General features: G+C 42.9%; 14 protein-coding genes. All 14 read right to left on the bottom strand.

Annotated elements, in window-relative coordinates:
- Positions 1–19: 19 nt before the first annotated feature.
- The 14 genes from G601_RS0101475 to G601_RS0101410 all read right to left on the bottom strand — a co-directional run bounded on the left by G601_RS0101475 (position 20) and on the right by G601_RS0101410 (position 14,966).
- Positions 20–1,069: a glycosyltransferase family 2 protein gene (locus tag G601_RS0101475; protein ID WP_035790153.1), complete on the bottom strand. Its 1,050-nt coding sequence runs from the start codon at positions 1,067–1,069 to the stop codon at positions 20–22.
- Entirely contained in the window at positions 1,069–2,328 is a 1,260-nt protein-coding gene (locus G601_RS0101470) for a glycosyltransferase family 4 protein (protein WP_242834360.1), read from the bottom strand. Before G601_RS0101470 ends, G601_RS0101475 begins: the two co-directional genes overlap by 1 nt.
- A 4-nt stretch (positions 2,329–2,332) precedes the next feature.
- A complete protein-coding gene (locus G601_RS0101465) occupies positions 2,333–3,658 on the bottom strand; it encodes a glycosyltransferase family 4 protein (protein ID WP_026664243.1) in 1,326 nt (441 codons plus the stop codon).
- Positions 3,659–3,668: 10 nt separating this feature from the next.
- Positions 3,669–4,622 (bottom strand): glycosyltransferase, encoded by a 954-nt coding sequence (locus tag G601_RS0101460; RefSeq protein ID WP_026664242.1) that lies wholly within the window; start codon positions 4,620–4,622, stop codon positions 3,669–3,671.
- Positions 4,623–4,634: 12 nt separating this feature from the next.
- The gene (locus G601_RS0101455) at positions 4,635–5,795 is read right to left on the bottom strand and encodes an EpsG family protein (protein WP_026664241.1); all 1,161 of its coding nucleotides are present in this window, start codon (positions 5,793–5,795) and stop codon (positions 4,635–4,637) included.
- A gap of 39 nt (positions 5,796–5,834) precedes the next feature.
- Entirely contained in the window at positions 5,835–6,656 is an 822-nt protein-coding gene (locus G601_RS0101450; RefSeq protein ID WP_035790151.1) for a glycosyltransferase family A protein, read from the bottom strand.
- Between the two features lies 1 nt (position 6,657).
- Positions 6,658–7,791, bottom strand: a complete 1,134-nt coding sequence (locus G601_RS0101445; RefSeq protein ID WP_026664239.1) for a hypothetical protein — start codon at positions 7,789–7,791, stop codon at positions 6,658–6,660.
- Positions 7,792–9,204: a sugar transferase gene (locus tag G601_RS0101440; RefSeq protein WP_026664238.1), complete on the bottom strand. Its 1,413-nt coding sequence runs from the start codon at positions 9,202–9,204 to the stop codon at positions 7,792–7,794.
- Between the two features lie 10 nt (positions 9,205–9,214).
- On the bottom strand, positions 9,215–9,988 hold the full coding sequence (locus tag G601_RS0101435; protein WP_026664237.1) for a glycosyltransferase family 2 protein: 774 nt from the start codon (positions 9,986–9,988) through the stop codon (positions 9,215–9,217).
- Entirely contained in the window at positions 9,988–10,920 is a 933-nt protein-coding gene (locus G601_RS0101430) for a glycosyltransferase family 2 protein (RefSeq protein ID WP_026491620.1), read from the bottom strand. Before G601_RS0101430 ends, G601_RS0101435 begins: the two co-directional genes overlap by 1 nt.
- A 5-nt stretch (positions 10,921–10,925) precedes the next feature.
- A complete protein-coding gene (locus G601_RS0101425; RefSeq protein WP_026664236.1) occupies positions 10,926–11,867 on the bottom strand; it encodes a GDP-L-fucose synthase family protein in 942 nt (313 codons plus the stop codon).
- A 63-nt stretch (positions 11,868–11,930) separates the two neighbouring features.
- Positions 11,931–13,727: an LIC_10190 family membrane protein gene (locus G601_RS0101420; RefSeq protein WP_026664235.1), complete on the bottom strand. Its 1,797-nt coding sequence runs from the start codon at positions 13,725–13,727 to the stop codon at positions 11,931–11,933.
- Positions 13,728–13,743: 16 nt separating this feature from the next.
- Positions 13,744–14,622, bottom strand: a complete 879-nt coding sequence (rfbD, locus tag G601_RS0101415) for a dTDP-4-dehydrorhamnose reductase (RefSeq protein WP_026664234.1) — start codon at positions 14,620–14,622, stop codon at positions 13,744–13,746.
- Between the two features lie 80 nt (positions 14,623–14,702).
- Positions 14,703–14,966, bottom strand: coding sequence for an HPr family phosphocarrier protein (locus G601_RS0101410; RefSeq protein WP_026491624.1), 264 nt, complete (start codon positions 14,964–14,966; stop codon positions 14,703–14,705).
- Positions 14,967–14,983 lie beyond the last annotated feature (17 nt).

The raw sequence follows: 14,983 nt of genomic DNA, 5'->3' as shown, positions 1-14,983 counted from the left end.
TCAGCTCTTCTCTCCTATACTATTTAATCCCTCTCACCTTAGCATGTGCGCTCCTCACTGCCTTTGGTGCTATACCAAGTGCAACAAGATACGCTCTGTTCTTTGTCGTAAGATATTTATTTGAAAAAATATCCTTCATATGTTTTTGCAAAAATCCCACAACTTCTTTACGGTAGAATTTATTGCCATGATTCATCTTACTTATCGGAATGTGCAACAGGTAATCAAGTCTCTGAATAAGACAAAATCTCATTGCCACTTCCATAAGAGCAGGAAAATTCTTCCTTACCAGTCGATACGCCACATCGGAATTTCTCACAATATCCGTAAACACCGGAGGGAAATAATCCTTCTGATCCGCTTTTTTCCTTGAATTGCTGCCGCTCCTGTAAAAAACATGGTAATACTGCTGTGGCAAAATTACCAGCTTCTCCACCCTTTTAAGCATATGTATCATAAGATAAAAATCTTCGTTCAGCTCATTTTCAGGAAATCCCCTGCACTCCCCCTTAAACAGGGCTCTGCTTGTGAGCTTGGTGCAAAAGGACGCATCCCCTGTATGCATCAAAAGAGTCCTGAGGTGCTGCTCACCGTTTATGGTCTTCACTGCCTTAGGCGGGATACAGACATCCGGCAGTCTTGTTCCATCCTCTGCTATCTCATCCCTTGATGCCTGGGCCATAAGTACCGGTGATTCCTCTGTACTGTTCTCTTCTATCGCCTTCATGAGACTCTCATACATGTGAGAGTCCACGTAATCATCCGAATCCACGAATCCGATATAATCTCCTGTAGCCGCACTTAGCGCCAGGTTCCTGGCCTTACTGCTTCCGCCGTTTTCCTGATGAAGCAGAAGCATTTTGGGATGCTGTTCGCCTTCCTGCTCAGATTTCTCTATGAATTCCTCTATCCGCTTATAGGTATCATCCGTTGATCCGTCATCAACAACAATTATCTCCATAAGCTCAGACGGATAGGTCTGATCGCGGACAGATTTCAGGCAGCGGACTATCAGATCCTCGATATTATAAGCAGGTATTATTACACTTATCTTTTTCCTGAATGTCATCACTCTAAATGATTATCCTCCTGAAGTGCTCTGATAAATCCCGGAGCCTTTATAATATGAGCAACACTCATAGGTCCGTTTCCCGGTGGAATATACTTTTCATTCGCAGCAAGCTTACTGCAAAAATCAAGCAATTTCCTTGCAGCGGCAGAACCGTTCCATTCATCGGCCACGGTCTCATACGCTGCTCTCTGAAGCCTTCTTAATAATTCTCCTCCCTGTTTTCCATGTATTATCATATCGAGCTTTTTCTTTAGCTCTCTCTCATCGCAGCCGTCAAAGGTAAGTCCGTTTTCTCCGTTTCTTATAAGATAAGGAACCGATCCTGCCTCAGAGGATGCCACAACTGCGCAGGCACTGTTCATGGCTTCGTTCACAACTGCTCCCCAGCCCTCAAGATAGTTACTTGCAAAGAGGAAAACATGGCTCTTTTCCATGATATCCCTTACTTCATCAGGCTTCATAAAACCGCTTAAGGTAACCCTATCCTCCAGGTTCTTTTCCTTTATCATGGCTGATATCTCCGAAAACAGCGGACCATCACCAATTATATCCATGTGGAAATCCACATCATTTCCTCTTAAGTACTCAGCAGTCTTAACTGCAAGCTCAGGATGCTTTAGCTTAATAAGACGAGCTGCAAAGCATAGCCTCAGCTGCTCGCCATCCTTGTAGAGCATGTCAGATATTTCCGAAGTCTCATATTTTCTAAAGGGCGGAAAATACCCCCATTTAAACATTTTTCCAGGATAAGCACCAATAAGCTTATAATCCCCGGACACATACGCCCCGGCACACAGCATGTAAACAGGCTTGTTCCTGTACTTAATGTGCTCATCATACTTTGCCTTAAGGCCCCTCGGGGAGATCATCTTCCATCTGCCCTCACGGTAGATTCTCTCACTCACTCTGATAACCGGTTTTCCGGAATCAAGTCTTGCTATTATCCTCTGCATGGCAGTGGTATCCTTTTCAAGACCCGTCCATCCAAGGATAAGCACGTCCGCCTCGTCTATGAGCTTAAGGCATCCTTTCTCATCCTCGTAAAGTCTGTGCACATAGGACAACTTGCTGCCATCCTGTCCCCATCCCATATTCTTCCTCTCAGATTCCATGGGCTGAGCCTCAATAAATGCAAATGCTTCGCCAAGCCTTGAGAAGAGTTCATCACAGAAGGGAATCTGATGATGATTTATGAAGTTAGATATAAATGTAATCTTTATTATGGTCTTATCCTCATCCATCAGCTTCGCTGACACCTTCTCAATTACTATTTATCTCCTTGTATATCTCGATAAGCCGTTTGTAATTCTCTCCGGCATCGTGGGTTATCATGGCGTGTTTTCTTGCATTATCTCCGTAAACAGCTGCAATTACAGGCTCTCTGAACATCTGCTTTACGCACTTTGCAAGCTCTGACACATTTCCGGCTTCAAACAAAAGTCCGTCCACATTTTTCTCAAGCATACTCGGAATACCGCCTGTCTCAGCAGCAACAGTCGGAACACCAAGGAGCATGGCCTCTGCCATGGTATTGGGGGAGTTCTCAACGATTGACGGACACACGAAAACATTACACTTAAGAAGCTGCTCCTTCATCTGTTCTCCGGAGAGCTTTCCAAGCATGATAACCTTTCCGCCAAGCCTTCCACGTCTTATCAGCTTCTTCAAATATTTTCCATAAGCGGAAATTCTGATAGCCAAGGGATATTTACTACGTCCGGAGGCATTTTTCTGCTCATCCGGAATAGTAACTGTCTTTCTCTTAATTCTGCCAATAACACTATTACCTGCCACGTACAGCTTCGTATCAGGAAACTCCTTAAGTATCTCAGGCATCGCTTCAAGCATGAAATGAAATCCCTTGAGAGGATAATCTCCCTGGGATAGAAAAATGCTGTGTGACACCGTGTTAACCGATCTCCATGCCCCCTTGTAAAAGGTAGGTCTCATGGTCTCGTTCATTTTATGGTACTTAGCTTTAGGATTTATCGCAGCAGTAGCCTCTTTGTCAAAATCGGTTCTTCCTGTGATATGTCCTGTCAGCATTATTGCTTTTCTCTCATTCTCAGCACGCTTCTCAAACTTCTCCTGCTGCTGTACAAGCGAATCATTTTTATATCTGTCGCGGAAGGTCGTATCCTTATACACACTCTCGGGAAGCCCTGCCATATACAGCTTACTGATCTCACCACAAATACCCTGTATCCCCAGAAGTGTTTTTTCCGGCTTATCAAATACCTTTATGGCTGCCAGGCTGTGCGGGAACTCCGTTCCAAAGACATGTATGATATCAGGCTTAAAGTCCTCGTATATCTCACCAAATCTGCCTTCCAGCTTTTCATCATATATCTCGGGGGTATTTAAATTCTCTGAAAAGCCGTAGAATTTAACCCCGTCTATTTCTATAGCTTCCTTGCCAATGTTGTCAGCAGGAAATGCAACTCCGAGTATAACATTCCCGTACTTTTTCCCGGATGAAATCCTGTCGTAGGCTCCGGATAACCAGCCCTCTCTGTCTGACCAGGGAAGATTATTCGCTCTCGCAAACGCAGGGAGCATTATATTACAGACCCACAAAACTCTCATAGGAAACCTCTTAACGATGCCTGTAAATCAGGCTCTTAAGTTTATTGTAGATACCGGCTGTCTTGGGATTCTCCGATATCTTGGTGCGAAGCGGCGCAAGTGTAACCATCCGTATCATATCGAACTTTTTAATCTGCTGCTTTGGCAGATACATGCGTATAATCTGCTGCCTCTCGTTCTCAGATACCTTGCGGTTCTCCTTCGTCTCTGAAAATCCTCCGCCCTCGTAATCAGCCACGCGCATTTTCATATATTTGGTCTGCGCTTTCTCCACATAAAAACAGCGGAGGAAGTGTTCGTAATCAGCCCTCACCTTCCAGACCGTATCAAAAGCATATCTGAAAACCAGTCTCTCATCATAGAAGCAGGCCTGATGCGAAGGAACATTCCTGTAACAGGCAAAATCATCAATCTTCGGATTGGAAGAAACCCTCTGCCTAGTCTTCATCTCGAAAATATCACCATAATAGATGGTGGGCACAATTGTTCCGGAGTCCCTGCTATCAAGCTGGATCTTCTCGAAAACCCTCTGCAGTACCTTATTGTTTGAGAAAACATCACCGCAGTTAAGGAAATAGACATATCCCGGAGCAGTGTCAGATTTTAATCTGCTTTCATCCTTCTTAATCGCATCTACAGCCATGTTCATGGCATCGTAGATTCCATGGTCCTTGCTTCTGATAATACGGATACTTCCATCGCGGTATCTGATGTCAAAGGAACCATCGGAATTCACTTTTCCAGCACTAAGACGCTTTCTTCCACCAGCCTCTGAGGTCTTGTCCTCACCACTGACACCGAGAACCTCCTCCGCTTTTTCAAGGGACCCATCTGTAGAGCCACCATCCTTTATGACAATAGCCACATCCTTAAAGGTCTGAGTCTTTATGCTCTCCAGTGTCTTTAGAAGATCCTCACCGGCATTATATGAAACTACAATGATTGTAAAAAATGGTCTTTTCATGTTATACCTCTGTCAGCCAAAGCCTCTCTCCGATAATGTTGCCGGAAGCTCATGAAACAGAAAAGTCTCATAAGGCAAAATTCTTACTCCGTCGTCGCCTGCCTTCATCATGAAAACAGCGAAATACATAACACATCCGGTTATGGTCAGAACCTTAAACATTCGTCCGGCATTATATCTTCCGGCTTCCCTATCGCCAATAAGCCTTGCTAAAAGTGCAGGCACATACAAAATCTGTGTAATAGAAAAATAGTAAGCGATTCTTGAAATGGTGGGCAAAAACGAACAGAAAACATACATGAGCAGTGCACCGTAATTAGCGTAAAAATAAAAGCTCATTCTGCGATCCTTCACCACGTCTTTTCCCAAAACAAAGAATGCCAGCAAAAGCACCGCAACGCATCTGGCAATACCCAGCTTACTGGTTCCGCCTGTCAGGAATTCCGTTCCCTCGTAAGAAGGATACAGCTTTACCGCCATATTCAGATAAAAATCCTTTAAAAACAGGCATGATATACATAACAGGGCAAGTGCACCATGCATCCACCTTTTCCACTTCATCTGAGCCAGCGGATACAATACCAGCACCACCAGCAGTGACTTGTGAAAAAGTGACCCCAATAAAATCAGAATAATAAACCTGGGCCAGTCTCTTTTTATGCAATAGTTTATGGAATAGAAGGCTATTCCAAGAGCCAGGTAATTTCTCACAGTGTTAAGGGACTGGAAATAGTAACCAAGCAGCATGAACATCGCAAAGGACATAAAGAAGTCCTCTGCCTGAATAAATATCCCTGCCAGGAAAAAGAACACGGTAGCAGCGGCAAAAATCGCAAACACTCCAACATAGTTCTCAAATCCCGAGAGATAATAAACTATCTTGGTCAGATAATTAAAGCCCACCTCTGTAGGAACAAATGCATTACTGTAGGTTCTGTGCATGAACTCAACATATTTGCTGTAATCATTCCCTACATTTAACCTGAGCGCAGACACGCCTGTAAGGATAACAAACAAAAACAGAAGTCCCACAGAATTTCTCATCTGAATTCTGCTTATTCCGCGGAAAATGCTGCAGTATTGTCCCGTCCTTATAACCGGCGCGTTTTCGGTTCTTTTTATCTGATATGCAATTATAAGGCTTATCGCAGTAAGCGCTAAATAAACAAGCATAAGATAACCTCTGGGACAGGCAAAAGCTATTTGTGTAAATTAAAAATTGCCTTCTCTCTCCTCCAGCTTTCCCTGTCTGATTCCCTTTTTCATAAGTCTGTAGCACTGAAGCACAGACTTTTCCCTACACATCTCTTTTCTCTTGACCAGTACAAATCTAAGGCTCATCGCAGCTGCCAACGAACCGTACAGGAAATGGTAAAGCACGCCTCTGTCAAAAAAGAATTTGTCATTATATCCATCAAACCATGTAGAAGGCCTCTCTGCCACCTCATGTCCTATGCTGACATCAGTACGGTATATCCTTATTCCGCTCTTTAAACAGTCATGTAAAAAAAGCGAATCCTCACCGTTACTGTATTTAGCGCCTCCTCCAAACAGGACTGAGAATTTTACTCCTGCATTTTTTAATACAGCGGTTCTGGCCACTATGGCATAGGCCGGATATCTTCCGTAGTTTTTCCATGTCACCCTGGCAAAGTCTGTATTGTAATAGGTTTCACGACCTTCCTGAGCCTTAACATTGAACATCAGCATGTCCGCCTCAGGGTGAGCATCAAACTCCTTCTCAACCAGCTCTGTGTAGCCGTCATTATAAACAATGTCCTCATCAGCGAACTGAAGAAGCTCACGGTCCGCGTTTTCCAGCGCAAGATTCCTTGATATGCCAACTCCTCTTTCATTTCTGTGAAGACATTTTATCCTGCAGACCATTCCCGTTCTGTCAGTATAATCATTTTCAAAAGTCTGATCCTCATCGCACTGATTGACGATGACGGCATCAGACTGAATATTCATTTTTGATGGTAATGCCTTGGTATCCTGCCTGACAGCAGCTACCAGCAACTCTATTCTAGACATATCAAAGCCCCAGATATCTGTTTAAAAGCTTTATATCAGCATCTGTGATAACAATACCGCAGACATTGCAGCCAAGCTTTCTAAGAAGGGAAATAAGGTGCTCTGTCATAGCTCCGTTATGAGTTCCCATGGATACTGCGATAACAGCTCCGTCAACACTTGACAGCTTGGCAGCTGAATCATTGGAATTACCGTGAAGTGTCATGGGTACTACTTCAGCCATGCCTTCAGGTATTCCGTTTCCGATGACGCTCTTAAGTCTGGATACGGTCTCCTCAGCTTTTTCAGATCCCTTCCTGTCATCAGCACTTATAAGCGCCACTGACTTTTCATTTTTCAGCTTCTCCCTGAACATGAACAGGAGCTCATTTCTGAAAAATGAAGGCTCCTCCACGCCGTCACTTGTAAGAACGCCAAGAACCGGAAGATTGTATCTTCTCTCCACATCCTCCGGAACATATACAGCATCATCCATTGCCTTTGAAAACAAAAGCACAAGAATGGCAAAAACAAATCCCAAAACTGCACCGAAAATTACGGCAACAGCCATTTTATCCGGGATAAGCTCCATCTTTGTATCTGTTCTTCCAAGAAGCTTAATCTGTGTAAATGCCTCATTATTTTTTCCGTATTCTACCAGGGCTGCGTTGGCAGCATCTGCTATGGCACCTGCCAATTCCCTCTTGGGATTGGATACGGTAAAGATCATAACTCTGACATCAGAGGGTATATCCGCATTCACGGAAGCTATTACCTCTTCCCTTGTGACATCGCTGCCCTCGTGATATCCCGCCTCATCAAGCTTCTCCATTATTCCGTCAAGAATATTGTAGTCGGTTTTCTCAACAAGGTTCTGATCCTCTGCCTTTACAAGAAGATTCCAGGTATAAGCATTATAGAAATCCACCTCTGTGCCTTTGTTCTCATCATAGGCAAAGGTGATGTAAAGCGTGGATTCAGTCACATAATTCCTTGCAGGAGCATACACAACATTTGCAAGGAAATAGATTATTCCCGCAATGATTGCTCCTATCACTGCTGCCACTGGAATTATCCATATTTTTTTAAGAAGCACCAGATAAAAAGCCCTGAGATTCAGTATTTCATTATCGTAGCTTTCACGTTTAGTTGCCATTTAGTTTTCACCGGAATTTTTAAGTGCTGTAGTCTGTGTTTCCTCTACGCCTTCAGTTGCATCGGGAGTAAATAAAATCTTAAGTGTCAGAAGCATCAGCTTGAAATCAAGCCATACTGAATAGTTCTCAATATAGGCAAGGTCAAGCTTAAGCTTATCATACGGAGTGGTGTTGTATTTACCATAAACCTGCGCATATCCTGCAAGTCCGGCCTTAACCTTCATTCTGAATGCGAACTCGGGCATTGTCTCCATATACTGAGCGATAATCTCCGGTCTCTCGGGTCTTGGTCCGATAAAGGACATCTCGCCCTTAAGAATATTGAAAAGCTGCGGCAGCTCGTCTATCCTGCACGCCCTTATAAACTTTCCTATAGGAGTAATTCTTGAATCATGCTTGGTCGCAAGTCTTGCAACACCGTCCTTCTCAGCATCGACTCTCATGCTTCGAAACTTCATGATCTTAAACTCCTTCTGACCCTCTGTGCAGCGAATCTGCTTGTACAGAACAGGGCCTCCGTCATAGAGCTTAATGATTATCGCAGTTATGAGCATTATAGGAGATGTAAGGATTATAAGGATAAGAGCGCATACAACATCGATCAGTCTCTTGATAAAGCGCTGCTCGATCTTAAGGTAATACTCACGAAGTAAAAGAACGGGAGTATCAAAAATGTGCAGCTGCTCAGATCCCTTAACAAGCACATCAGTTATCTTGGGCATAAGATAAACTCTGATAGAATTTGAATACAAAAACTTCAGAAGCTTATTTCTCTCCTTGGTAGGAATATCCCAGATAACAACAGCATCATAGCCCTCTATGCATTCTCTCTCAATCTGCATCAAGCCTTCGCTGATATTCATACATTTAACGATATTGTATTTGTCCTGTCTTGAATTGAATTTTCTTAAGATATCATCAACCGGATATTCTCCGCTTACAAGAAGCATCTGCCTTGCAGGGAAGATTGAACGGTATAGCCAGTTGGTAAACACAGCCCACAAAAAGGAAATAACGAGCTGTATCGCCAGTACCTCCAGCATCGGATAAACAGGAACCAGTCTGATTCCAAACAGTGATATCTGAAAATATGAGATTATATTTACCATTAAAAGGGCGAATATCTGAGACAGAAAAATATCCATAGCCTTCAGATATCCTATCTTCAAGCCCCCATAGGTGTTAGACAAAAAGAGTACTAAAACGAAATAAATCGCGATTACAAGAAGATGTCCACGGAAATAGAGATGTAATCCGGGACCAACATAATATCCGCCGGCATATCTGGGTGCGTTAACAATCGGATAGTAAACATTAAACCAGAACCAGCCATAAACAAGGGTCTGCATCAAAAGACCTATCAGCCCCAGGCATAATACAAATACTCTTTTTTTAGATTCAATCTGTTTCATACAATTCCCTTTATAGCCTGCGCACTGTAGCTCTCACAGCCCATCCCACAAAGTAAAAAAGACTGGCAGCTACTGATAATCCGGCTATTTTTCTGTACAATCCCCAAATTCTTCGGATTGCCGAAAACTTATTTGATGAAAGCGATTTCGTAGGTCTCCTGTATATTGCAAGGACTTCATCAAGTCCGTATGCAATGGTGCCCCCTTTAAGTATTTTCCACCAGGTGGCAGTATCCTCACTCTCGATCTTCGGCATGTAAATATCATCTTTTGGAAGCTTTTCCATATCTATCATGACGGTTGTTGTAAAAATAATCGTCCTGGAAAGCGCCTCCTTAAATGAGAGTTTTTCCGGCACATGAACTATGCGTCCCGTAGGATTCGCATTTTCATCCCCGAATTCATATGCGGTAAAAACAAATGCAGCATTCTTTTCTTTAAGAAAAGCAAGCTCCTTTTCGAGCTTGTCTTCCTTCCATATATCATCAGCATCCAAAAAAGCCAGATACCTTCCGGTTGCTGCGCTTATTCCTGTATTTCTTGCAAAAGCCGCTCCTTTGTTTACGGCAGTCCTGATGAGCTTGATTCTGTCATCACCCTCGTTCTTTACACCTTCTATGATCTCGGTGCTCTTGTCCGATGAGGCATCGTCCACAAGAATAAGCTCGAAGTTCTCATAGGTCTGACGCTGAACCATTTTTATGGTCTCACGAATGTAATCCTGCGCGTTATACACGGGAACCACGATACTGATGCGATTTCCTAGGCTTCTGTCACTTTTCATCAGATCTCTTCCTTAACGATATAAATCGGTCTGTGCTTAACCTCAAGGTAAGTCTTGCTGAGGTACTGTCCCACAATACCAAGACAGAACAACTGAACACCACTTACCAGTGAAATGATGCAGACCAGTGACGGCCATCCGCTTGTAGGATCACCGAAGGCAGCTTTTCTGATAATAGTCACAATAATAAGTATCAGCGCAAGGAAGCAGAATATCACACCCAGGAAGGATGAAAATGCAAGTGGCACTGTAGAAAATGCCATAATTCCATCAAGGGCATATAAGAACAGCTTCCAGAAGGACCATTTGGTCTCTCCCTTTTTACGCTCAATATTTTCAAACTCAAGCCACTTTGTTGAGAATCCAACCCATCCGAATATTCCCTTGGAGAAACGGTTGTACTCCTCCATGGAAAGGATCGCATCCACAAACTGTCTTGTCATAAGTCTGTAATCTCTTGCTCCATCAACAATCTCTGTCTTGGACATCTTGTTGATGAGGCTGTAGAATCTGCGAGCAAAGAAAGATCTGATCGGCGGCTCGCCCTTTCGTGTAACTCGTCTTGTAGCTACGGAATCATAACCCTCATTCACGATGTATCCGTACATCTCAGGAAGCATTGCCGGCGGGTCCTGAAGGTCACAGTCAAGCATTACTGCGTAGTCACCCTTAGCCTTCTGAAGGCCTGCATAAATAGCAGATTCCTTACCGAAGTTTCTTGAAAAATTAATGAGGTGAACCCTTTCGTCCTGCTCATGAAGCTTCTTAACCTCACGGACAGTACCATCCTTGGAACCATCATTTACATATATTATTTCCATGTCGACATCATGCTCCTTAAAGAAGCTCTCAGTCTTCATGAGTTCATCGTAAAAATCTCTTATGTTCTCCTCTTCGTTATAGCAGGGAACAATTATGCTAATAAGCTGCATTTCCTTTATCTCTCCGCTCTCATAGGGTTATTCAAAAAGTCATCATAAGCAAGCCTGATGCCATCTTCAAGCTCAGTCTTGTAGGTCCAGCCAAGTCCTGCTGCCTTTGAGACATCAAGGAGCTTTCTGGGTGTTCCGTTGGGCTTGGTTACATCCCATTCGATCTCGCCTTCATAGCCAACAACCTTAGCGATTGTCTCTGCCAGCTCCTTAATGGTAAGTTCTTTACCTGTTCCGGCATTTACTGTCTCGTCTCCACTGTAATTGTTCATAAGGAATACGCACAGGTCTGCAAGATCATCAACATATAAAAACTCACGAAGCGGTGAACCATCACCCCAGCATGTTACCTTTTTAAGTCCTGCTTCCTTAGCTTCATGGAATCTTCTGAGCATAGCAGGAAGTACATGTGAATGTGTAGGATGATAGTTATCATTAGGTCCGTAAAGGTTTGTAGGCATTACGGAAATATAATCTGTACCATACTGCTTATTAAGATATTCGCAGTACTTAAGTCCTGAAATCTTAGCCAGAGCATAGGCTTCGTTGGTCTTCTCAAGCTCACTTGTAAGAAGGCAGCTCTCCTTCATAGGCTGAGGTGCCATTCTGGGATAAATGCATGAAGATCCAAGAAACTCCAGCTTCTTACAGCCATTTTTCCAGGCAGAGTGAATAACATTCATCTCGAGTATCATATTTTCATACATGAAATCAGCCAGTGCGCTCTGGTTAGCCTCAATTCCGCCAACCTTAGCTGCAGCAAGGAATACATACTCCGGCTTTTCCTTTTCGAAAAACTCCTCAACAGCATCCTGTCTTGTGAGATCAAGCTCTTTATGTGTACGGGTAATAATATTTGTATAACCCTGTTTTTCAAGTGCTCTTACAATTGCTGAGCCCACCATTCCACGGTGTCCTGCAACATAAATCTTTGCATTTTTCTCCATAACATATATCTCCAATCAAACTACAATACTTTATTTTACTCTATTTTGCCTGTTTTTTTCAACTTACCTGCCAGCGGGCAAAAAACCATCCAGTATACTTTCATCTGCCATGATGAATCCATCGGGATTAGGAGTTGACGGAAACTTGTCATAACCGGTTCTGTCGCCCTCTGTAGGATAGTAAAATATCTCTCCGTTTATCTCCTTTTCCTCAAGCTCATAACTGTTATAGGGCTGCTGAGAAATAAGGTTTGCACCGCTGAATCTTGGAACATCATCCTTTATCAGCATTCCGAATTTAAATATCATAAAAGCAGCAAATGCCACTATCACTATCTTGTAAATATATCCCTTTATATCCTGTCCTATGCGGTTGTCAAAAAGAATGACAAATCTTCCGATAAGAATTACCGCTGGAAGCCAAAGGTATATGCATCCATATCGCACAAGGGGCGAAGTGAACAGGAAATAAAAAAGTGCAATATAAGCTATTCCTTCAATAAAGATAAAATCCGAAAGTGAAACGGTTCTTCTGTGGCTCAGATGGAATATCTTTGTTATCCCCTCCTTTTCCAGAGCTGTCCCCTTGTTCTTTCCGGAAAAAGCACTCACAAGGAAATAGAGAACACAGCCAAGATACACCGGAAGGCATATCGCATCCAACATCAGCATCCCTTTATTTACAAGTGTAAGTCCGGTAAGCCATGTAGGAAACCACTCCGTAAAGGGAGCAGCTATCATTGTAACATCCGTAAAGCCTCTGCCGTATACCGTTATCTCATTTGCATCACTGAGAGCTGTCTCATACGGTATTTTCCATGCAAAATTAAATAGATCAATTCCGGTAAAGGGATATACAAGCCACCCTGTCTGAATCACGTTTCTCACAAAGTACGGAATCGCGATCACAAAGCAAAGCAATACGCAAAGGGCTATAGAGATAATTCCCTTTTTACCGTTTTTCTTTACAATGTAGACTATCGGATAAATCGCAAGAAGTACCAGTGGTGCTGCCGATAGCTTTATTGTTGTTATATACACAGCACATATACTCAAAAGTGCATATGGTAAAAACGCCCTCTCATGTGCCGCATAAAGATCAAGCCAATGGATAACTATATAGAGTACCATTGTGGCCATGAAGTAATCCGATGCCGGTGAAACCATTTCATCAAAAATGGTAAATAAGTAATATATAGCTACAACTCTGACAAAATCAGATAAAATGATGTGCTGTCTTCTCGCAATGCTCTTAATATCTGCACTTTGCCATGCCAAAAGGAGCGCGAAATATCCTGCCATCGCATGCATGGGCTTTCCTAAAAAAGCTCCACTGTAAAGAGCAGAAAGCGCAAAGGATGCGCTGTTATACCCAAGTCTTAGATGAAGATTGCCAAGACCCTTTACAACACCGAATTCCTCAATCCATCTGATAGCCTGCGCGTGATACAGATCCGTATCATAGTGCATCAGTCCGTGTGAGGTTCCGTATGCCATCAGAAGAAAAATCGCCAGATACAGCCAGAAGCTACCGGTGCTGACAATCCTTCCCATTCCGACGATAAGCCTCTCATTCATCCCCTCTCTGTACTGATAGTACAAAAGGAAGCAGGCAAGCAACAGAATCAGATTGGCTGCCAGAGATACCCTTGTAATAAGGCTGAACAATTCAGCATATACATTGACCACCAGAATTCCTGCAACAAGTATGCTCTCGGTATACTTATATGTATAAGGGGTTTTCTTTTGTCCCTTGGCGGATTGCATACATCCGATTGAAGAAATACCTTCAAGTGTGGCATACCCGATAATGTATGTAGTTATGATCACATAAATCCAATTAGCAATTACAGCCAGCATTTTCAGGTATTATCCTTTATCCAACAAGCTCCTTCAGATATCTCTCAATTGCATCATGCCAGTCAGCAAACATGAAATCAGATGTCAGCTTGAGCATGTAATTCTCAAGGATTGAATACGCAGGTCTGGGAGCAGCCTGCGGATTCTTTGCAGAGTACTCTGCACTTGTCACATGATTGACTTTGGTATTTTTACCTGCAAGTCTGAAAATCTCTTCGGTAAAATCTGCCCAGTTTGTATCGCCTTCACAGGTACCGTGGAAAAGTCCATAGTTCTCTGTTTCAAGAAGGAAGTGGATTGCTCTTGCAAGCTCGTAGGTACTTGTAGGTGTTCCAAGCTGATCGCATACAACACTTACTTCATCGTACTTTTCAGAAAGACCGAGCATTGTCTTTACGAAGTTCTTGCCATCACCATAGAGCCAGGCTGTTCTTATAGTGAAATAGTTCTTTGCAAACTTCTCAACAAACTGCTCACCTGCAAGCTTGGTAATTCCATATTTACTTACGGGACCTGTCTTATCGAATTCGGTATAGGGCTTGTTGCCATCACCTGCAAAAACATAGTCGGTTGAAATATGAACCAGCTTAGCATCTGTGTCAGTAGCAGCTATAGAAAGGTTTCTCGGTCCAATGGCGTTTATCTTGTAAGCCAGATCCACATCGCTCTCCTGAGCATCAACTGCTGTGTAAGCTGCGCAGTTGATGATTGCGTAGGGCTTAACCTCTCTGGCAAGAGCTACAACTGAATCAACATTTGTAATATCGAGAGGAGTAATTCCTTCGCCCTCAAAGACATCTGTATTAACCAGCTCATACTCGCCTATCTTACCAAGCTCAAGATTTACAGCTCTTCCAAGCTGTCCGTTACATCCTGTTACAATGATTTTTTTCATAAAAATTCACCTCTTTGATTCATCTCTCATATAACGCGCATACGGACGACAAAATTGCCGTCCGTTTTGTTATCAGTATATTATTCACCAAGGCCATTCTCTATAGCTTCAACAAGGGCTTTCATTGCCTCTGCTTCATCCGGCCCCTCACATTTAAATTCAAGTTCATCTCCACATTTGATGCATGCACCAAGAACACTGAGAACGCTCTTGGCATTTGCTGAATTATCACCATACATAAATGTGATATGCGATTTATAATTCATCGCGACTTTACATAAATTCCCTGCAGGACGCAAGTGAAGCCCTGTCGGGTTTTTAATAACCACTTTCTGTGTAATCATAAATGTTAACCTCTATT

This window comes from Butyrivibrio sp. FC2001, from assembly GCF_000424125.1.
Classification (GTDB): domain Bacteria; phylum Bacillota; class Clostridia; order Lachnospirales; family Lachnospiraceae; genus Butyrivibrio.
The sequence above is the reverse complement of the archived record's forward strand: the minus strand, read 5'-3'. Positions and strand labels throughout refer to the sequence as shown.